Annotated in this window: 19 protein-coding genes and 1 pseudogene; 12 read left to right on the top strand and 8 right to left on the bottom strand. The window is 46.8% G+C overall.

Annotated features, from left to right (window positions below; translation table 11 throughout):
- The first annotated feature begins 2 nt into the window (after window positions 1–2).
- Genes nrdG through ACTO17_RS07855 form a run of 3 tightly spaced genes read left to right on the top strand, consistent with a single transcriptional unit; the run spans window position 3 to window position 2,144 of the window.
- Window positions 3–494: an anaerobic ribonucleoside-triphosphate reductase activating protein gene (nrdG, locus tag ACTO17_RS07865; protein ID WP_482557543.1), complete on the top strand. Its 492-nt coding sequence runs from the start codon at window positions 3–5 to the stop codon at window positions 492–494.
- Between the two features lie 55 nt (window positions 495–549).
- A complete protein-coding gene (locus ACTO17_RS07860) occupies window positions 550–1,824 on the top strand; it encodes a diaminopimelate decarboxylase (protein ID WP_172535245.1) in 1,275 nt (424 codons plus the stop codon).
- Window positions 1,821–2,144, top strand: coding sequence for a hypothetical protein (locus ACTO17_RS07855; RefSeq protein ID WP_482557542.1), 324 nt, complete (start codon window positions 1,821–1,823; stop codon window positions 2,142–2,144). The genes ACTO17_RS07860 and ACTO17_RS07855 overlap by 4 nt, the downstream gene beginning before the upstream one ends.
- Here ACTO17_RS07855 and ACTO17_RS07850 read toward each other — a convergent pair.
- From ACTO17_RS07850 to ACTO17_RS07835, 4 genes are all read right to left on the bottom strand, one after another.
- Complete coding sequence (locus ACTO17_RS07850) at window positions 2,122–2,760, bottom strand: ABC transporter permease (RefSeq protein ID WP_482557541.1); 639 nt, start codon at window positions 2,758–2,760, stop codon at window positions 2,122–2,124. The two genes, ACTO17_RS07855 and ACTO17_RS07850, sit on opposite strands and share 23 nt — an antisense overlap.
- A gap of 141 nt (window positions 2,761–2,901) precedes the next feature.
- Window positions 2,902–3,669: an ABC transporter ATP-binding protein gene (locus ACTO17_RS07845; protein WP_482557540.1), complete on the bottom strand. Its 768-nt coding sequence runs from the start codon at window positions 3,667–3,669 to the stop codon at window positions 2,902–2,904.
- Between the two features lie 26 nt (window positions 3,670–3,695).
- The gene (locus tag ACTO17_RS07840) at window positions 3,696–4,589 is read right to left on the bottom strand and encodes a glycine betaine ABC transporter substrate-binding protein (RefSeq protein ID WP_172535249.1); all 894 of its coding nucleotides are present in this window, start codon (window positions 4,587–4,589) and stop codon (window positions 3,696–3,698) included.
- Window positions 4,590–4,601: 12 nt separating this feature from the next.
- Window positions 4,602–5,240: an ABC transporter permease gene (locus ACTO17_RS07835; RefSeq protein WP_482557539.1), complete on the bottom strand. Its 639-nt coding sequence runs from the start codon at window positions 5,238–5,240 to the stop codon at window positions 4,602–4,604.
- Between the two features lie 231 nt (window positions 5,241–5,471).
- On the opposite strand from ACTO17_RS07835, the gene ACTO17_RS07830 reads away from it, so the two are divergent.
- The 5 genes from ACTO17_RS07830 to ACTO17_RS07810 all read left to right on the top strand — a co-directional run bounded on the left by ACTO17_RS07830 (window position 5,472) and on the right by ACTO17_RS07810 (window position 11,328).
- A complete protein-coding gene (locus ACTO17_RS07830) occupies window positions 5,472–6,881 on the top strand; it encodes an amidophosphoribosyltransferase (protein ID WP_482557538.1) in 1,410 nt (469 codons plus the stop codon).
- On the top strand, window positions 6,820–7,710 hold the full coding sequence (locus tag ACTO17_RS07825; protein WP_482557537.1) for an AAA family ATPase: 891 nt from the start codon (window positions 6,820–6,822) through the stop codon (window positions 7,708–7,710). The genes ACTO17_RS07830 and ACTO17_RS07825 overlap by 62 nt, the downstream gene beginning before the upstream one ends.
- A gap of 139 nt (window positions 7,711–7,849) precedes the next feature.
- A complete protein-coding gene (locus ACTO17_RS07820) occupies window positions 7,850–9,118 on the top strand; it encodes a Y-family DNA polymerase (protein ID WP_482557536.1) in 1,269 nt (422 codons plus the stop codon).
- Entirely contained in the window at window positions 9,111–9,455 is a 345-nt protein-coding gene (locus ACTO17_RS07815) for a YolD-like family protein (protein ID WP_482557535.1), read from the top strand. Before ACTO17_RS07820 ends, ACTO17_RS07815 begins: the two co-directional genes overlap by 8 nt.
- A gap of 88 nt (window positions 9,456–9,543) precedes the next feature.
- Complete coding sequence (locus ACTO17_RS07810) at window positions 9,544–11,328, top strand: methyl-accepting chemotaxis protein (protein ID WP_482557534.1); 1,785 nt, start codon at window positions 9,544–9,546, stop codon at window positions 11,326–11,328.
- Between the two features lie 155 nt (window positions 11,329–11,483).
- Here the strand turns inward: ACTO17_RS07810 and ACTO17_RS07805 are convergent.
- Window positions 11,484–11,603: pseudogene (locus ACTO17_RS07805) on the bottom strand (integrase); the annotation flags it as partial.
- 62 nt (window positions 11,604–11,665) lie between these two features.
- On the opposite strand from ACTO17_RS07805, the gene ACTO17_RS07800 reads away from it, so the two are divergent.
- The 4 genes from ACTO17_RS07800 to ACTO17_RS07785 all read left to right on the top strand — a co-directional run bounded on the left by ACTO17_RS07800 (window position 11,666) and on the right by ACTO17_RS07785 (window position 14,834).
- Entirely contained in the window at window positions 11,666–11,800 is a 135-nt protein-coding gene (locus ACTO17_RS07800; RefSeq protein WP_482557533.1) for a hypothetical protein, read from the top strand.
- Complete coding sequence (locus ACTO17_RS07795) at window positions 11,793–12,941, top strand: DUF262 domain-containing protein (RefSeq protein WP_482557532.1); 1,149 nt, start codon at window positions 11,793–11,795, stop codon at window positions 12,939–12,941. The genes ACTO17_RS07800 and ACTO17_RS07795 overlap by 8 nt, the downstream gene beginning before the upstream one ends.
- Complete coding sequence (locus ACTO17_RS07790) at window positions 12,934–14,040, top strand: AAA family ATPase (protein ID WP_482557531.1); 1,107 nt, start codon at window positions 12,934–12,936, stop codon at window positions 14,038–14,040. Before ACTO17_RS07795 ends, ACTO17_RS07790 begins: the two co-directional genes overlap by 8 nt.
- Before the next feature lie 101 nt (window positions 14,041–14,141).
- Window positions 14,142–14,834: a hypothetical protein gene (locus ACTO17_RS07785; protein ID WP_482557530.1), complete on the top strand. Its 693-nt coding sequence runs from the start codon at window positions 14,142–14,144 to the stop codon at window positions 14,832–14,834.
- 214 nt (window positions 14,835–15,048) lie between these two features.
- On the opposite strand, the gene ACTO17_RS07780 is transcribed toward ACTO17_RS07785, so the two are convergent.
- From ACTO17_RS07780 to caiC, 3 genes are read right to left on the bottom strand one after another with little or no spacing between them, the layout of a single operon-like run.
- Window positions 15,049–16,053: an electron transfer flavoprotein subunit alpha/FixB family protein gene (locus ACTO17_RS07780; protein ID WP_482557529.1), complete on the bottom strand. Its 1,005-nt coding sequence runs from the start codon at window positions 16,051–16,053 to the stop codon at window positions 15,049–15,051.
- A gap of 14 nt (window positions 16,054–16,067) precedes the next feature.
- Window positions 16,068–16,871 carry an electron transfer flavoprotein subunit beta/FixA family protein gene (locus tag ACTO17_RS07775; protein WP_172536635.1) on the bottom strand — a complete coding sequence of 268 codons (804 nt, stop codon included), beginning with the start codon at window positions 16,869–16,871 and terminating at the stop codon, window positions 16,068–16,070.
- Window positions 16,868–18,433 carry a crotonobetaine/carnitine-CoA ligase gene (gene caiC / locus ACTO17_RS07770; protein ID WP_482557528.1) on the bottom strand — a complete coding sequence of 522 codons (1,566 nt, stop codon included), beginning with the start codon at window positions 18,431–18,433 and terminating at the stop codon, window positions 16,868–16,870. The genes ACTO17_RS07775 and caiC overlap by 4 nt, the downstream gene beginning before the upstream one ends.
- Between the last annotated feature and the right edge of the window lie 12 nt (window positions 18,434–18,445).

Genomic DNA, 18,445 nt, shown 5'->3' with positions numbered 1-18,445 from the left:
TTATGAGATACCACAATATTACAAAAGACGATATGCTGAACGGTGACGGACTTCGTGTAGTCTTATGGGTGTCCGGCTGCTCTCATTGCTGCAAGGAGTGCCAGAATCCTGTGACCTGGGACCCCAACGGCGGGCTTCTGTTTGATGAAGAGGCCAAACAGGAAATTTTTGAAGAGCTTGCCAGAGATTATGTGTCTGGAATCACATTCAGCGGCGGCGATCCCCTGTATTTCGGCAACCGTTCAGATGTGCTGAAGCTTGCCCGGGAAGTGAAAGAGAAATTTCCGGAAAAAACCATTTGGATGTACACCGGATTTGTATGGGAGACAATTTCTGCACTGGAGATTGTGAATTATATAGACGTTCTGGTGGATGGAGAATTTCTGGCGGAGCAGAAGAATACAAAGCTGTACTGGCGGGGCAGTGAAAATCAGCGGGTGATCAATGTGCCCGCTACCCGGACAGAAGGAAAGGTGATTTTGCATTGCAAATAAGCGGCGGAAGGTGTATTGTAGATCAGGAAAATAGAATCAGAAAGGGACAATTGAAATGAAAAAAGAACCATTTGTAACAGAGGAGCAGTTAAGAGAGATTGTGAAGGAATATCCCACTCCCTTTCATCTGTATGATGAGCGGGGGATACGGGCCAACGCAAAGGCTGTAAAGGAGGCATTTTCCTGGAATCAGGGATTTAAGGAATATTTTGCGGTAAAAGCAACTCCCAATCCGTTTATCATCAATCTTTTAAAAGAATATGGCTGCGGCTGCGACTGCTCCTCCATGACAGAGCTGATGCTTGCGGACGCGCTGCATTTTGAGGGAAAGGACATTATGTTTTCCTCCAATGCAACGCCGGCTTCTGAATTTCAGTTTGCGGATGAAATTGGGGCAATCATCAATCTGGATGATTTTACCCATATTGATTTTCTGGAAAAAACTATAGGCCATATTCCGGAAACCATCAGCTGCCGCTATAATCCGGGAGGCGTGTTTAAAATCAGCAACAGCATTATGGATAACCCGGGAGACGCAAAATACGGCTTTACCACAGAGCAGTTATTTGAAGGATTCCGGGTATTGAAGGAAAAAGGCGCAAAGTATTTCGGCATCCATGCATTTCTGGCAAGCAATACTGTGACAAATGAATATTATCCGGCCCTGGCAAAGACTTTGTTTGAGGTGGCAGTGAAATTAAAAGAAGAAACAGGGGCGGATATCCGCTTTATCAACCTTTCCGGCGGAATCGGAATTCCCTACCGTCCAGATCAGGAGCCCAATGATATCTATGCCATCGGAGAGGGCGTGAGAAACGTATATGAAGAAGTTCTGGTTCCGGCGGGAATGGGCGATGTGGCCATTTTCACAGAGCTGGGGCGTTTTATGCTGGGGCCTTACGGCTGTCTGGTGACAAAGGCCATCCACGAAAAGCACACCCACAAAGAATACATCGGCTGCGACGCCTGTGCCGTGAACCTGATGCGGCCTGCCATGTATGGAGCATACCATCATATAACCGTCATGGGCAAGGACAATCATGTGTGTGATCATAAATATGACATTACCGGTTCGCTCTGTGAAAATAATGATAAGTTTGCCATAGACCGGATGCTTCCGAAGATAGATATGGGAGATCTGTTAGTGATTCACGATACCGGCGCCCACGGCTTTTCCATGGGATATAATTACAACGGAAAATTAAAATCAGCGGAGCTGCTGCTGAAAGAGGATGGAAGCGTCCGGCTGATCCGGCGGGCAGAAAGGCCGGAGGACTATTTTGCCACGTTTGACTGCTTTGATATTTTAAAAGACATGAAACAGAGATGATTGAACGCAAAGATGTATTGTCCATTCCTTATCTGAAAAAAACGACATTTACCGGGAGCTACGAGGGGCTGCGTTTCAGGCTTGCTGTTCTGAAAAAGGAAATTCTCCCGGAGGATAAGGAGGGGCAGAAAACAGAGTTCCAGGTATTGGAAGTGACGGCCTGGGAAGGGCCATATGGGTTTGACGCAACCCCAGAGGAACAGAAACAGCGTATGGAAGCGGAATTCTCAGAAGAAGGGATACAGCAGGGGATTGACTGGCTCAACGGGCTCTGGCAGCAGGAGCCGGAACGGTGGCTTACGGCAAAGAGCAACTGGTAGAGGAATGATCCAGGCGTTTCTCTGCAAACCGTAAGAGCCCGTCAATAAGCAGGGCCAACAGCGCAGACAGCAGGCTGCCCCATATAATTTTGGCCGGATTCATAGTGCGCAGTCCGTCAAAAAGGATGGTTCCCAGGCCGCCGGCGTTGATGGAGGCGGCAATGGTGGCAATGCTTACGGTGGCTACCATTGCAATACGGATTCCGGCGATAAATGCCTTTCTGGAAAGAGGCAGCTTGATTTTTAGAAGGGCCTGCATGGGCGTCATGCCCATGCCCATGGCGGCTTCTGAAATACTTTTGTCGATGCCGTTTAATCCGGCCAGAAAGTTCTGCAGAAGGAGGTACTGGTTGTAAATTACCAGTACGAGTATGGCGGTAGTTCTGCCCAGGCCGGTCAGAGGGATTAACAGGGCGAACATGGCAAGACTGGGAATGGAGTAGATCATGGATAACAGCCCCGGGATCATTCTGGAGGCAGTTTTGGAGTAGACGCAGAGTATGGTGAAGAAAGCTGCAAGCGCGAGGGAAAGCAGCAGCGTAATCAGCACAATCTGCAGGTGCTCCAGCGCGGCCCGGATTAAATCGTCATAATGTTTTGCCATATAATCTATCATTTGGATTCTCCTAAAAAGTGTATTTCATCTGTGAACGGAATTGAAGGTGTCAGGAAACAGCAATTTTTCACAATATATAGCTGCGGCTTCTAAAAACTTACAACTATATATTGTGTATCAATTCCATGCTCCGACAGTCTCTTATTTAAATTTTTCCCAGAAACGCTCCTTTTCCCTGGCGGATTCCACCAGGGATGAGACAAATCCGTCTGCCGGGTGCAGGATAATCTGTTCCGGCGTGTCAAACTGCAGGATATGCCCCTCATTCATAATCATCACCCGTGTTCCCAGCTTAAAGGCTTCTTCAATATCATGAGTGACAAAGAGGAAGGTTTTCTTCATGCCCCGGTGCAGGGTGAGAAGCTCCTCCTGCAGCCGGGCGCGGGTGATGGAATCAATGGCTCCGAAGGGCTCGTCTAACAGCATGATTTTGGGATCGGCTGCCAATGCCCGGGCCAGGCCCACTCGCTGCTGCTGCCCGCCGGAAAGCTGGGCGGGATACCGGTTTCTGTATTCCTCCGGGGCCAGGCCCGCCATGGTAAGCAGCTGATCTACCCGGGCGTCTGTTTTTTCTTTTTCCCATTTCAGCAGATTTGGCACCATAGCAATATTGCTGCCTACGGTCATATGGGGAAACAGGCCGATTTGCTGAATCACATAGCCGATCCGCCGCCGCAGCTTTACGGGGTCCATGGAGCTGATGTCCTCCCCAAATAAAATAATTTTGCCGGTGTCAGGCTCGTAAAGCCGGTTAATCATTTTTAACAATGTTGTTTTTCCGCAGCCGGAGGAACCCAGAATGGTGATGAATTCCCCCTCTTCCGCGGTGAAATTGATATGGTCCACGGCATTGCGAAGAGAGCCCTGGAACGTTTTGGTCACATTTTGAAATTCAATTGCGTGCGCCATCTGATCACCTCCGGTTCATACTGTGTTTATTCGCGGATGGAGTCGTAGAATTCCTTTGCCACTTCATCGTATTCCTGTTTATCGATATCCACTTTTGCATTCAGGGAAATCATGGTTTCCGTGTCCAGTTTTGCGCTGACTTTGTTGAGGATTTCAGCGATTTCAGGGTGCTCGTTTAAGGCGTCGTTTCTGACTACAGGCGCCATATAGTAGGGCGGCCAGAACTGTTTGTCATCTTCCAGATAGGCGAACTTGTCCGCATTTACAAGCTGCGCGTCAGTGGAATAGGCCGGGCATACGTCAGCTTCCCCGCTTTCTAAAATCTGATATTTCAGTCCGCTGTCATAGAGGTTGATGGCTGCAAAATTAAATTCGCCGTAGACTTTGGCAAGGCCGGGCAGACCGTCCTCCCGCTGTTCAAATTCTCCCTGGGAGCAGAGCTTCAGCTTGTCTGCATTGGCCTGTAACTCTGACATGGTGGAAATACCGTACTGCTGAGCCGCTTCCCTGCGGATGGCAATGCCGTTTCTGTCGTTGACCTGGGTAGAGTCAAGCCAGGTAAGTTCAAATTGCTTGCTGTATTCTTCCTTTACCGTGTTGTATACGGAATCCGGATCACTGTCCATATCCATCTGCAGGACAGAGAGCAGGGCGGTTCCGGTATATTCGGGATAGAGGTCAAATTCATCGTCGGTGATGGCGGTGTGCACCAGGGAACCGGCCACATTCAGTTTCCGCTCCACCTTGTAGCCCTCATCCTCCAGCGCCAGTGCATAGATTTCCGCCACAATCAGGCTTTCTGTGAAATCTTTGGAGCCGACCCGGACTGTTTTCTGGTCAGAGGTTCCGCAGCCGGAAAGGAAGAAAGTGAACAGGGATACTGCTGTGAGCAGCAAAGCCATAAATTTTTTCGTTTTCATAATAAGTCTCCTTTAAAATCTTTTGTATTTTAATATTATTTTTTCCAATAAGTGAAAGAAAATTCCGGCGGAAAATGACATAAGCGCCACTGAAATGCCGCCGATCAGCAGAAGATCAGTTCGAAACAGCCCGATTCCTGTAAAAATCAAATCTCCCATTCCGCCGGCGCCGATTCTTGCCGCCAGAGTTGCGCTGGCGATGATTTCCACGGCGGCTGTTTTCATACCGGTAAGAATCAATGGAAGCGCAAGGGGAAATCGGACTCTCATCCAGACCTGACGCCCGGTCATTCCCATTCCGCCGGCGGTTTCTAACAGAAAAGGGGGAACATCCCGCAGCCCCGCAATGGTATTTTCCAGAATCGGCGGGATTGCCAGTAAAATCAGCGCAATGGCAGCCGGTACGGCGCCGGTGCCCAGAACCGGCAGCATCAAAAGCAGGATGGCCAGACTGGGAATAATGCGGAGAATTCCAAATGCTGTGGAAACAGGTTTCTGCAGGACATGAAATCTGACGCAGCAAAAACCCGCGGGCACCCCAATCAGGACTGCAGCCAGTAACGAGCACAGGCTGATTCTGAAATGGTCTGTCAGCATCGTCAGGAAACGTCCGCTGTTCATTTGAAAATAATCAATGATTAAATGATACATGTGAAAAAGCTACCTCTCTTGTCAGGATTTTGCCGAACTGTTTCAGCGTAGGCTTTTCTTATTATAAACATAATTGAAGAATATGTACAGTGGATGTTTAAATTTTATAAATTTACGAAAAATATGTCCGTAAATGATTGCACAATGATACGGAAACCATGTATAATAATGCCTGACATGAAATATTCCGCAGTGAAACGGCGGAGCACAGGACAGAAAGGAAAGAGAAAAATGGGCGGTTTTTTTGGCGTAGCATCACAGCAGGATTGCGTATTTGATTTGTTTTTCGGCATTGACTATCACTCCCACCTGGGAACCAGGCGGGGCGGAATGGCGGTATTGGGGGAAAAAGGCTTTAACCGGGCCATTCACAATATCGAAAATGCTCCTTTTCGGACAAAATTTGATAAAGATGTCAGTGAGATGAAGGGATGGTACGGCATCGGCTGCATCTCAGATTACGAGCCTCAGCCGCTGATGATACGTTCCCATCATGGAACTTATGCGATTACCACAGTGGGTAAAATAAATAACAGCGATCAGCTTCTGCAGCAGTTGTTTGACGGCGGCCATTCCCATTTTATGGAACAGAGCGGCGGGGAAATCAATGCCACGGAACTGGTGGCGGCGCTGATCAATCAGAAGGAAAATTTAATCGAAGGCATCCGCTATGCGCTGGATTCCGTGGAAGGCTCCCTGTCCCTGATTCTGATGAACCAGGCGGGACTGTACGCGGCGAGGGATAAGTACGGCAGAACGCCGGTGGTGATCGGCAGGAAAGAAGATGCATTCTGCATTTCCCTTGAGAACTTTGCATACCACAATCTGGGTTATGCAGATTACAGGGAACTGGGGCCCGGGGAAATTGCGCTGGTGACAGATAAGAGCTGCGTGACTTTGTCGGAACCGGGAGATGAGATGAAGATCTGCACCTTCCTCTGGGTATACTACGGATATCCGGCCAGCTCTTATGAGGGAATGAATGTGGAGCAGATGCGTTATCACTGCGGCAGGAAGATGGCAGAGCGGGACGATGTAAAGCCGGATATTGTGGCGGGGGTTCCGGATTCCGGCGTTCCCCATGCAATCGGATATGCCAATGAATCCGGCATACCATTTACAAGGCCCTTTATCAAATACACCCCTACCTGGCCCAGATCCTTTATGCCTACCATCCAGAGCAAACGGGACTTGATTGCCAAAATGAAGCTTTTGGCGGTAAAGGATTTAATTCAGGATAAGAGCATGATATTGATTGACGACTCAATTGTAAGGGGAACCCAGCTGCGGGAAACGGTGGAATTCCTTTACCAGAGCGGAGCCACAGAAGTGCATGTCCGGCCGGCCTGCCCGCCGATTCTGTACGGCTGCAAATACCTGAACTTCTCCCGCTCTACTTCGGATATGGATTTGTTTTCCCGGCGGGTCATTGACAAGCTGGAGCAGGGGAACGTGACTGAGGAAATTCTGGCGGAATACGCAGATCCGGAATCGGAACGGTATGGAAATATGGTGGAGGAAATGCGTAAGGAGCAGGGATTTACTTCTCTGCAGTTTAACCGTCTGGATGATATGCTGGATGCCACAGGATTGGAAAAGTGCAGGCTCTGCACCTACTGCTGGAATGGGAAGGAACGATAAAGATTTGATTTATTTAAGCAGTTTTTTATTTTCCCGGCGGATTATGAAAAATCCAAATCTCTACCCTTATCACGTTTTTGCCGGAATGACAGAAAGAGTGCTGCTGTTTCGTCCCATCACAATTCTGTACGGCGGCAATGCGTCAGGGAAATCCACCATGCTCAACATTATGGCCAATAAGCTGAAATTACAGGGGCAGGAATATGCTGCCTGCAATATGTTCGGCTCCTACTTCACACAGTTTATTGAAGAATGCAGGTATTCCCCGGGAGAAGATGAGGAGGGAAGGACTGTCCGCATTCCTAAGGAAAGCAGATATATCAAAAGTGAAGATATTTTGTATGAAATTAAGAAAATTCAGCAGGAGCAGGTTTTAGAAGAGGGATATGTCTATGAGCATATCCGCAGGGGCATGCCGAAAGAGCAGAAGGAGGAGCTGAAGAATTCCTGGCAGACGAGAAAGGCCCTGAAAAATATGATTTTCTGTCAGGAGAAGTATTCCAACGGAGAAACCACGCTGCAGATGTTAGAGGACTACATGGAACCGGACGCTCTCTATCTGCTGGACGAGCCGGGGGTCTCTCTTTCTCCGGCCAATCAGGTGGCTCTGGCAGAGCAGATCAATGAGATGGCAAGATTTTTAAGATGCCAGTTTATCATTGCCACTCACTCGCCTTTTCTGCTTGGGACATTAAATGCCAAAATTTATGATTTGGACTCCGGGGAACTGGGGGAAAGACGATGGAGCGAGCTTGCCAACGTGCGGTATTTTTATGAATTTTTCCAGAAGCGCAAGGAAGAATTTGAGCCTTCTGACAGATGGAGGTAGGAAGATTCTTGCAGGTGGAATCAGGCGGGACTTAGCCACGGTGTTGCTTTTCCTGTAGTTTAATCATATTACTCCGGCGGTTAAAAACCGCAAAATCACAGATACTAATTCCAAAACTTTAGAATTGGAGAATTCTTAAATGATGGAAACATACAGCTATCTGTGCATAGATTTGAAATCTTTTTATGCCTCCGTGGAATGTGTGGAACGGGGGCTTGATCCCATGACGGCCAATCTGGCAGTGGCCGATCCTGACCGGGGAAGAGGCGCTTTGTGCCTGGCGATTTCTCCCTCCATGAAGGCCCTCGGCGTCAAAAACCGCTGCCGGGTGTACCAGATTCCGGCCCATATAACGTACATTACAGCGCCGCCCCGGATGAAACGGTACATCGAATATTCGGCAGATGTTTACGGGGTGTATCTGAAATACATTGCCAAAGAGGATATCCACGTCTATTCCATTGATGAGGCGTTTCTGGATGTTACCCAGTATCTTAGCCTGTATCAGCTGACAGCCAGGGAGCTGGCAGTAAAGATTATGGCGGATATCCGGGAAACAACAGGGATGCCGGCGGCAGCAGGAATCGGAACCAACCTGTATCTTGCAAAGACGGCTTTGGATCTCACAGCCAAACACACAAAAGATCGTATCGGTGTTCTGGACGAGGAGCTGTATCGGCAGACCTTGTGGAATCACAGGCCGCTGACGGATTTCTGGAGAGTGGGAGAGGGGACTGCAAACCGCCTTGCCCGGGCAGGGATTCTGACCATGGGAGATATCGCCCGGGCAGAGGAGCAGATGCTATACGGGATGTTTGGCATAGATGCAGAGCTTCTCATTGATCATGCCTGGGGCCGGGAAAGCGCAACCATGGCGGATATTAAATCGTATCGGCCGAAAAGCAATTCTCTTTCCAGCGGGCAGATGCTGCTCAGGGATTATTCCTTTGAAGAGTGCAGGCTGCTGTTGAAAGAGATGGTGGACGCGCTCTGCTTGGAGCTGGCTGACCAGGGTCTTACCGCTCAAAATGTTTCTATTGCAGTGGGCTATTCTTATACAACAGGATTAAAGCAATCTGCGGGCAGCGTGTCTATGCCCGATCCGGCCAACAGTTATTCAGATATCATGCCTTGTGTGCTTCAATTGTATGAACGTATTGTGCAGAGAGGAAAGCCCATTCGCAGGCTGAACGTTACCTGCAGCGGCATTGCAAAGGACGAATACCGGCAGTACCGCCTGTTTACAGACGCGGCGGAACTGGATCGGGAAAAAAAGCTGCAGCAGGCAGTTCTTGAAATTAAACGGCGCTATGGGAAAAATGCCCTGGTCCGGGGGATGGATTTACTGGAAACAGGGACAGCGATGACCAGAAACCGTCAGATCGGAGGGCATAAAAGCGGTGAATAGAAGATACCCAAAAATGCCGTCCGGAGCCCGCGCCAAACAGTTTATGCCCTTTGATGCGCTGAAAGGCTTTCAGGAGGCCCTCAGAAGTAAAGAACAGCCGCCAGAGCCCAGGAAAGAACTGCCGGAGGACTGGGCAGAGGAGCTTGACAGAAGGCTGCGCCGGATATGCTTGGGCGATTTTGTTACCGCAGAGTATTTCCGGAACGGAGCATATGTCAGGATAACAGGGAAAATCTCAAATATTGATCAAACAGCCAAAATTCTGGGAATTGAAGGCTGTCAGATTCCCTTTGCCGATCTTTCTGATTTGCAGGGAGAAATCTTTGCCATGCAGTAGATGTTTCTAAGAAAAAACATATTCACTCTTTTCTTTTGTGATAAAATAATGCCGTCGGAAAGTCATGAAAAAGAAAGGATGATGCAGAATGTTTAAAAATCTTAGAGTGCGTACAAGACTGATTTTACTGACAGCCGTAGCGGCTGCGGCTATGTGTATCATGGGACTGATGAATATGAACGGTATGGAAAAGTCTTATCAGCAGTCAGTTTCCAGTATGAAACAGGTGCTTTATGATGATTACGACCAACAGATCAAAGAACAGGTGGGAAATGTCATTACACTGTTGGAGCAGATCTATGCAGAGTGCCAGGAGGGAGCATATACAGAGGAAGAGGCCAAAAAGCGGGCGGCAGACATTGTAAGAGAACTGCGGTACGGCGAAAGCGGATATTTCTGGATTGACACTTATGAGGGGGACAATGTAGTTCTTTTGGGCCAGGAAACAGAAGGTACAAACCGGATGGAACTGGAGGACAGCCAGGGATACCAGATGATTAAAGATATTATCAGCAACGGCCGTCAGGAGGACGGAGGTTTTACTGAATATTATTATACCAAGGAGGACAGCACGGAAACTTATCCCAAACGCGCTTACAGCAAAGCTTTTGAACCGTGGGAGTGGGTAATCGGCACGGGAAATTATGTGGATGAACTGGAAGAGCTGGCGGTGGAAAATAATGCGCCTGTAAAGAAAATTTTTCAGAATACCAGGATGCTGTCTGCCGCGTCAATTGGCGTATCCATTGCGATCCTTTTGGTGATTGCGCTTTTTATTGTGACAGATATCACCCGATCCTTAAATGCCGCTGCAAAACAGATGAACTGTATGGCAAAGGGAGATTACGTCAGTGATTTTATGAATAGATTTTTAGGCCGGAAGGATGATTTCGGGCATTTGTCCCGGTGCATTGAGGATATGAGGTCAGCCCTGGTAAAATTAATCAGCCAGGTGCAGACAGAATCGGAAACCATCAGCGTTGCGGCAGGTTCTGTCAATGAGTGTGTGGCGAAGCTGAATGACGATATTGCCGGCGTATCTGCGGCCACTCAGGAATTGTCGGCAGGAATGCAGGAAACAGCGGCTACCACAACGATGGCAGATGAGGCTGCTGGGGAAATGCACAGCGCCGTGCAGCATATTGCGCGCCGTTCCAAGGACGGAGCCCAGGGCGCGGCTGAAATCAAGGGCAGGGCGGAACAGACCAATATCAGGATTATCAACGCCCGGGAAAAGGCTGCCCATCTCAAGAATGAAATTCAGCAGGATTTGGAATCTGCCCTGGAGAATGCAAAAGTGATCGATCAGATTTACGAATTATCAGGGGTGATTATGAACGTAGTTTCCCAGACGAACCTGCTGTCTTTAAATGCTTCCATTGAAGCGGCCAGGGCCGGAGAAGCAGGCCGGGGCTTTGCAGTGGTTGCCGGAGAAATCGGAGAGCTTGCAGAACAGTCCAGGCAGACTGTAATTAAGATACAGGAAGTGACCCAGGAGGTAACAGAAGCAGTGGAAAACCTTTCCTCCAATGCAAGGAAATTATTGGATTTTGTGGTGAAGGACGTTTCCTCGGATTACCAGGGCTTCCTTACAATTGGGGAGCAGTATGATAAAGATGGCGCTTCCGTAGATATATTGATGCGTGAATTCAGCGATATTGCCCAGGAGCTGTTCGGCAATATGGAAGGAATCAAGAATTCCATGAGCGATATTTCTAAGGCGGCGGAAGAAGGGGCAGAAGGAACGACAGAAATCGCCCAGCGGGCTTCTGTTATTGCAAGTGAATCGGCAGAGGTGTTGGAGCAGGTGACAAAAACCAGACAGAGTGCAGAGACTCTGCGGGAGGAGATTAGTAAATTCCATGTGAAATGATGGCGGCTCCTTTACAGAAGCTGATAGAACTAAAAGCTGATGATCCCTACTGTTATCTGTACCCTGACAGGCAACGGGGCATTAAACATATGAAAAAATAGAAAAGCAGACCCTGCAGAGAAATCTGATAAGATTTTTCTGTAGGGTCGTCAAATTTACCAGATAACAATGGCGTCAATTAATTGCTGCTGTTCCAGAGCAGTTCTTCTCAAATAAATTTTCGTAGTTTCGATGCTCCTATGGCCCATTAAATCAGCTAGAAAGGAGAGGTCATTATGTTGGGATTCGTCTGCCGGAGTGCGTTTGAAGCGGAATTTAGAAATAGGGAGGAGGTTTTTTGATTATTGTAATCTGCAGGGGAACTGTGTATAATATAAAAAAACAAAGAAAAGAACAGAGAATTCATGTTATGATGGGAAAAATATGCTGGAATGACAGAATATATGATAGGAAAGGGTCAGAAAATGAATAGGGAGAAAAATCCAAACAGTTCAGATATAGATATAGAAAAGGAACAATTATACAGTGGAACTGAGGAGGGGGTTATAACAGAGCCTTTTAATCCCAAAGATGTGGACATTGTTTCTCAGCCGATGGTAATTGCGAATATCGTTGAGGAGCTGAAAGAAGACGGCAGCATTATTTTAGATTCTGATTTTCAGCGGATTCCTGATCTGTGGAGTCCGCAGAAGCAGAGCAGATTAATTGAATCCCTGATTATTCGGATTCCACTGCCTACATTTTATTTTGATTCTGCTGAAGATGAAAAGTTAATTGTTGTAGACGGACTGCAGAGATTATATGCAATCAAGCGGTTTATGGCGCTGAAACAAGAGGATCCCAAACGCCTTTGTCTCACTGGGTTGGAATATCTGACAGAATATGAGGGATGTTCCTTTGAAATGCTTCCTCCAAATATACAGAAACGGATCAAGGCCCAGGTAATAACGTCTTATATTATACGGGCGGGGACGCCTGATAAGGTGCGGACCAGCATATTTACAAGAATTAATACAGGAGGCCTGACGTTACAGCCTGCTGAAATCAAGAATTCCGTGTACAGAGGTCAGGCGGCGGATTTATTGAAAGAATTAGCGCATTCCAGTGAGTTCATACAAGCCACAAGGGGAAAAGTAGATCCTTCGAGAATGCTTGACTGTGAATTTGTCAATCGTTTCTTAGCGTTTTATTTATTAGGAATAGAACAGTATGCAGGGAATTTGGAATATTTTTTAAATGATGTTCTGATCAGACTTCAAAAAGAATCGAAAGAAACCCTTGAAATGTGCCGTAGAGATTTTTTAAAGGCAATGAGATATGCCAGAAGCATTTTTGATGAAACAGCTTTTCGTAAAATTAATTCAAATGGAATATTTGGAAGAATTAATAAACCGCTTTATGATGCAGTGTCAGTAAGTTTGGCCAGATTAAGCCTGGGGGATTGTGAGAAATTATTGGAGAATAAAAATGAATTAAATCGGAAATATATTGCATTGTTAAAGAATAAAGCGTTTGTAGATATTATTACAAATGGCACGGCAAAGACTCAAAATGTCGAAAAACGGTATTTGGAAATAAATAATATTTTTCAGGAGGTATTGGTAAATGATTAATTATATGCAGATAGAAAACTTTAAATCCCTGAAAAAATTGTCGCTGCCATTGGAAAAATTAAATCTGTTTTTTGGTATGAATGGCATGGGAAAATCTTCTGTAATACAGTCATTATTATTGTTGCGACAGAGTTTTTGGGAGAATTTAAAATCTAATTTGAATTATTTGCATACAAACGGAGATTTAATTAGGCTTGGCACTGGAAAAGACATTTTCTGCCAAAGTGCAGGGGAAGATGAAATAAGGTTTTATGTTCAATATAAACAGAAAAAATATGACTGTAAGTATAGGTATGATGGTTTAATGGATTTTGATAATGATCAATTAGAGCGAATGAATGCTGATTTGAATGAAGAATACGATGTATCATTATTTGGAGGTAAATTTTCCTATTTGGGAGCAGAGCATTTAGGACCCCAAAAGCAATACAGCGTTGAGAACTGGAGAAAAAACGGAATAACAAGATTTGGAACAGCAGGAGAATTTGTGGTTCCTTTTTTGGCAGTAGAGGGAGAACGGTTTAAGGTTCCGGATGTACTTTGCCATCCAATGGGCAAGACCAACTATTTAACAGATCAAATATCTGCATGGATGGCGGAAATATCACCAGGAATAAGAATGACAGCAGAATTGCTGCCATTGATTGAAAAGGCTAGGCTGACAATCAGCTATAGCGGAGAACGCCTGGTGTCGGAGCCCTTTTTGCCGGTAAATGTTGGTTTTGGAATCCCCTATGTACTGCCGCTGATTGCAGAACTGCTTGTCTCTGACAATAACAGTCTTTTGCTGATTGAGAATCCAGAATCCCATCTTCATCCAAAAGGACAGACGATGATTGCGCGTTTAATTGCATTGGCGGCGGAAAACGGCTGTCAGATTATTTGTGAATCTCATAGTGATCATGTGATTAACGGAATTCGGGTTGCAGCAAAACAAGGGCTCATTAACAATGAAAGCATTGGAGTTTCTTTTTTTATCAAAAACGAAAATCAAGAAACGAAAGTATGTAATATTTATGTTGACAGCAAAGGAAATTTAAGTGATTATCCCTCAGGTTTGTTGGACGAATGGGGAATTTTAATGACAGATTTAATATAGCGGGGGAAAAAGTGGATTTATTTTTTAATGAATTGTCTATCAGAAATAAGGAATGCATAGAGAAGGATTCTATCATAACAATTGCCAGAGTTTATAAAGCATTGAGAAAATATAATATTACTACATGCAGGATTGCTTCTGAGGATAATGCAAAGCTGTTTCAGATGATTAGCAGCAGGCCGGATTCCATAAATATCAGAAATTTTTATTTTTCTTTTTTCAGATCTCCATATGAATCTGAGGAGGTAGAGGGTTGTCAGGAAGAGTATTATGAGTATAACTGGTCTTATGATAATGGGAGTTGCATGGGATTTGCGCTGGCATTTTTATTAAATTCTGCAAGCCTCAGTATTGATAATGAGAATTGGGGCAGACCGTTTGTTAGATTTCTTAGGGATGAAGAAGGAGTAAATGCCAGGAATATATGTACAGAAGAGCATGTGGATATCCATATTCCACAATTGCAGGGGGAAGAGGAAATAGAACTGCTTGAATGTGGGATAGAGATTGCAGATAAAAAAATTGTTTTGAGAAATGATCATGGAATGGATGAATTGGAGGAATTTTCAAAGCGTCTGATTCGCAGCCCCTATCTGATAAGTGTGATTAATTCGTTGCCGCATAATCCCAATCGACGTAAATTTATTAAAAAAATTAGGGAAAATGGTCTGATTGAAATTGTTTTGCCCTGGACAGATAAAGGTTATGGCATTGTTGTCAAAACTACGGGAAGAACGCTCAGAGAGACGGAAAAAATTGCAGAGATAATCGAAGAAGAATTTGGCCGCTTGTGATTGTTATGTCGTGTACAGAATATAGAAAGAGGGCTGTTGAAGGATGATTGAGTTTTACATGGTATCTTTTCAGACAAAAGGATATATTGTCAGTAAACGTCATTCTCCAACAGCCCTGATTTTTGTTACAGTCAGTACAGAATCTTCTATGCTGTGAAACAAAAAAGGTTTGCTCCAGTATTAGAACGTATCAAAAAACATTTCTATTTATGCCTTAAGCTTTCGCTTTCTTAATGGCATCTGTCAACACAGGCAATACCTCAAACAAATCGCCCACAACGCCGTAATCAGCAACGCCGAAAATAGGAGCGTCCGGATCTTTATTGATGGCGATAATGCGGTCAGAACTGCTCATGCCGGCTAAATGCTGAATCGCGCCGGAGATTCCGCAGGCGATATAGAGTTTGGGCCCTACGGTTTTGCCGGTCTGGCCTACCTGGTGTGCGTGGGGAATCCAGCCGGAATCCACAGCGGCTCTGGAAGCGCCTACTGTGCCGCCCAAAGCATCTGCCAGTGCGCGGATTGGCTCAAATCCTTCCGGCCCTTTGACGCCGCGGCCGCCGGAGACAATAATCTGTGCTCCTTCCAAATCCACGGTTTCTGCGTCCAGTTCCCGGATTAATTCGATCACCTGTGTACGGATATCTTCGGAAGGAACAGAGATATCTTCCTTGATAACTTCCGCTTTGCGATCGGAAGGCTCTGCCATTTTAAATACGCCGGGGCGGACAGTGCCCATCTGGGGACGGTGCTCCGGACACATAATGGTTGCCATCAGGTTACCGCCGAAGGCAGGACGGGTCCATGCCACGTTGCCGGTTTCTTCGTCAATGTCAAGGGCGGTGCAGTCTGCGGTTAATCCGGTATGGAGACGGCAGGCAATTCTGGGGCCTAAGTCGCGGCCGTTGTTGGTAGCGCCGATTAACATACTGGTAGGACCGTATTTTTCCACCAGTTTGGTGATGGCAATGGTATAGGCGTCTGTGGAGTATTCTTTGAATTCTTCTCCGTCCACTGTGATGACAGTGTCAGCGCCGTAACGGGAAGCAGCTTCTGCGGAGGCTTCTACGTTGCAGCCGATTACAACGGCTACCAGTGAGCCGCCCTGTTTCTTTGCCATATCCCTGCCGGGGTTTAAAAGCTCAAGGCCGACTTTTTTCGGTGAGCCGTCTTCTTTTGTTTCAATAAATACCCAAAGGTCTTTGCTTTTGACTTCCATGATCCGATTCCTCCTTATATTAAGCCGCCGTCATTCATCAGTGCAAACAGCTTCATGGCGCTGTCCGAGGGCGTATCCTCCTGGATCACTACGCCGCCGCTTTTTCTTGGCGGAACGAAAGTTGCTTTTACTTTTGTGGGGGAGCCTTTTAAGCCGGCCTGTTCCAGATTGATTTCTGTCAGGTCTGCAGCGGTAATGTCAGGAATTTCTGCGCGGTTGGCAGCCATTTTCCGTTTCAGGGTGGGATACCTGGGGTCCCAGGAAGGCTTGGTGTAAGTTACCAGGCAGGGCATGGAAGCGGAGATCACCTGAACGCCTTCTTCCACTTCTTTTTTCACAACAACCTTGCCGTCTTCTACAGAAGCTTCCAGTCCGTATGTAATCTGAGGAAGTCCCAGATGCTCTGCAATTTCAGGCCCAACCTGTGCGGTATCGCCGTCGATGGCCTGTTTTCCGCAGAAAATCAGGTCAAAGCTGCCTTCCAGTGTCTCCACATGGCGGATGGCCTGGGAGAGAATATAACTGGTTGCCAGTGTGTCAGAACCGCCGAATGCCCGGTCAGTCAGCAGGTATGCTTTGTCAGCGGCAATGGCAAGACATTCTTTTAATGCGTTTTTCGCCTGAGCAGGTCCCATGGAAAGCACAACAATTTTTGTCTCAGGGTCCTTGTCTTTGATGCGCGCAGCGGCTTCCAGCGCATATCCGTCAAATGGGTTGACGATGGAAGGAACGCCTTCGCGGATCAGTGTGTTTTTTACCGGATCGATTTTGATTTCGGTGGTATCCGGCACTTGTTTGATGCATACAAGTATGTTCATTCTGATTCCTCCTGGTTGAGAAGATTTTTTTTGATTTTCCCAGTTGCAGTCCGGGGAAATTCCGTGACAAATGCAATCTGGGTAGGTACTTTAAATTTGGCCAGATGCTGTTCGCAGTAGTTTGTAACGTCCTCTTTACTTAAGCTTTCTCCCTCTTTAAACTGAATAAAAGCCTTTACCGCCTGGCCCCGGATAGAGTCCGGCACGCCGATAACGGCAGCGTCGGCAATCAGACGGTGGGAGGTGAGAACGCATTCCACTTCTGTGCAGCTGATGTTTTCGCCGGAACGCTTGATGATATTGCCGCAGCGTCCCAGGAAAAAGAGCCAGCCTTCTTCGTCCAGATAGCCCCAGTCGCCGGAATGAAGCCAGCCTTCTTCATCCAACAGGCGTCTGGTGGCTTCTTCATCCTGATAATAGCCCTTTACCAGTGTGCGGCCCGGGACGCCGTGGACGCAGATTTCCCCTTCAGTTCCCGGCGGCAGGGTATTTCCCTGTTCATCCACAATTTTGATTTCGTAGGAGAGTGCGGGCCGGCCCACGGAAGGCCAGTGCTGATCGCCCCAGGGAGGCACGCAGGTTACAGCGGAAACTGTTTCTGTCATTCCGTAGGAATTTAAGAGCCTGACATGGAAACGCTCTTCAAAAGCTTCTTTTTCCTGGTCGCTGAGCCCCATGGAAAAATAAATCTGTTTCAGGCAGTGGTCTTTTTCCCAGGGCTGAACCGGCTGCATCAGCATGGTCCGGTTCATTAAGGACATGGTATCTGTAAAATCTGCTTTGTGCTCGCAAACCTGACGCCAGAACCGCCTTGCGCTGTAATGTTCTGACATAATTAAAGTACTTCCGGTGCAAATCACGGGGGAAGCGGCCATTTCCTGAAAGTCCATATGGTAACAGGGCATGGAGGTAAAAAAGCGGTCCCCGGTGCGCATGCAGATTTGCTCTGCATGAAGCAGCCCGCCGTAAACAATATTGCAGTGGGTATAGATTACCCCTTTGGGATGGCGGGTGGTGCCGGAAGTAAACAGGATCACAGCGGTATCTTCGGAGCATACCGGTGCCTGCTGCTTTAAAGTATCCGGCTGCTGGCTGCTTGCAGACGCCAGAGATATTACTCTGGGATCTTTTGATTCTCCGCCTGCAAGCAGCAGAGTCTTTAGCCGGAACTGTTCATAAAGCTCCAGGTAGATATCAATGGAGCAGGGTTCTGCAATCAGATGGGAGATACTGCACTTGTCCAGGATGTAGCTGCATTCCCCAGCCTGGAAATGTTCATTAATTGGAATGGAGACGGCGCCGATTTGGGCAATCGCCAGCCAGCAGGCCAGATATTCCGGTCGGTTGTGCAGGTGAAGAGCCACGAAATCGCCTTTTTGAATTCCCAGGTCAATAAGCAGGTTGGCGATCTGCTTTACATTCCGGTCAAATTCTTTATAGGTAAAACAGCTGATTTCATCCTGTACGGAAATGTATTTCAGGAAAAGATTTTCTCCGTAATATCTTACAGTTTCATCCCATTGGCTTTTTAAAGTGCGGTTTCCTACCATATCTGCTATCATAACAATGCTCCT

The organism is Petralouisia sp. (assembly GCF_056822245.1).
Note: the sequence above shows the minus strand (reverse complement) of the source record. Positions and strands in the feature narration are given on the sequence as shown.

What these genes read in the sequence shown, in the direction of transcription:
- ACTO17_RS07845 (WP_482557540.1), bottom strand. Translation starts at nt 3,669, where the DNA reads ATGGCGCACGCAATTGAATTTCAAAATGTGACCAAAACGTTCCAGGGC.
- caiC (WP_482557528.1), bottom strand. Translation starts at nt 18,433, where the DNA reads ATGATAGCAGATATGGTAGGAAACCGCACTTTAAAAAGCCAATGGGAT.
- nrdG (WP_482557543.1), top strand. Translation starts at nt 3, where the DNA reads ATGAGATACCACAATATTACAAAAGACGATATGCTGAACGGTGACGGA.
- ACTO17_RS07855 (WP_482557542.1), top strand. Translation starts at nt 1,821, where the DNA reads ATGATTGAACGCAAAGATGTATTGTCCATTCCTTATCTGAAAAAAACG.
- ACTO17_RS07835 (WP_482557539.1), bottom strand. Translation starts at nt 5,240, where the DNA reads ATGTATCATTTAATCATTGATTATTTTCAAATGAACAGCGGACGTTTC.
- ACTO17_RS07775 (WP_172536635.1), bottom strand. Translation starts at nt 16,871, where the DNA reads ATGAACATACTTGTATGCATCAAACAAGTGCCGGATACCACCGAAATC.
- ACTO17_RS07780 (WP_482557529.1), bottom strand. Translation starts at nt 16,053, where the DNA reads ATGGAAGTCAAAAGCAAAGACCTTTGGGTATTTATTGAAACAAAAGAA.
- ACTO17_RS07850 (WP_482557541.1), bottom strand. Translation starts at nt 2,760, where the DNA reads ATGATAGATTATATGGCAAAACATTATGACGATTTAATCCGGGCCGCG.
- ACTO17_RS07820 (WP_482557536.1), top strand. Translation starts at nt 7,850, where the DNA reads ATGATGGAAACATACAGCTATCTGTGCATAGATTTGAAATCTTTTTAT.
- ACTO17_RS07840 (WP_172535249.1), bottom strand. Translation starts at nt 4,589, where the DNA reads ATGAAAACGAAAAAATTTATGGCTTTGCTGCTCACAGCAGTATCCCTG.
- ACTO17_RS07860 (WP_172535245.1), top strand. Translation starts at nt 550, where the DNA reads ATGAAAAAAGAACCATTTGTAACAGAGGAGCAGTTAAGAGAGATTGTG.
- ACTO17_RS07825 (WP_482557537.1), top strand. Translation starts at nt 6,820, where the DNA reads ATGCCACAGGATTGGAAAAGTGCAGGCTCTGCACCTACTGCTGGAATG.
- ACTO17_RS07790 (WP_482557531.1), top strand. Translation starts at nt 12,934, where the DNA reads ATGATTAATTATATGCAGATAGAAAACTTTAAATCCCTGAAAAAATTG.
- ACTO17_RS07795 (WP_482557532.1), top strand. Translation starts at nt 11,793, where the DNA reads ATGAATAGGGAGAAAAATCCAAACAGTTCAGATATAGATATAGAAAAG.
- ACTO17_RS07830 (WP_482557538.1), top strand. Translation starts at nt 5,472, where the DNA reads ATGGGCGGTTTTTTTGGCGTAGCATCACAGCAGGATTGCGTATTTGAT.
- ACTO17_RS07810 (WP_482557534.1), top strand. Translation starts at nt 9,544, where the DNA reads ATGTTTAAAAATCTTAGAGTGCGTACAAGACTGATTTTACTGACAGCC.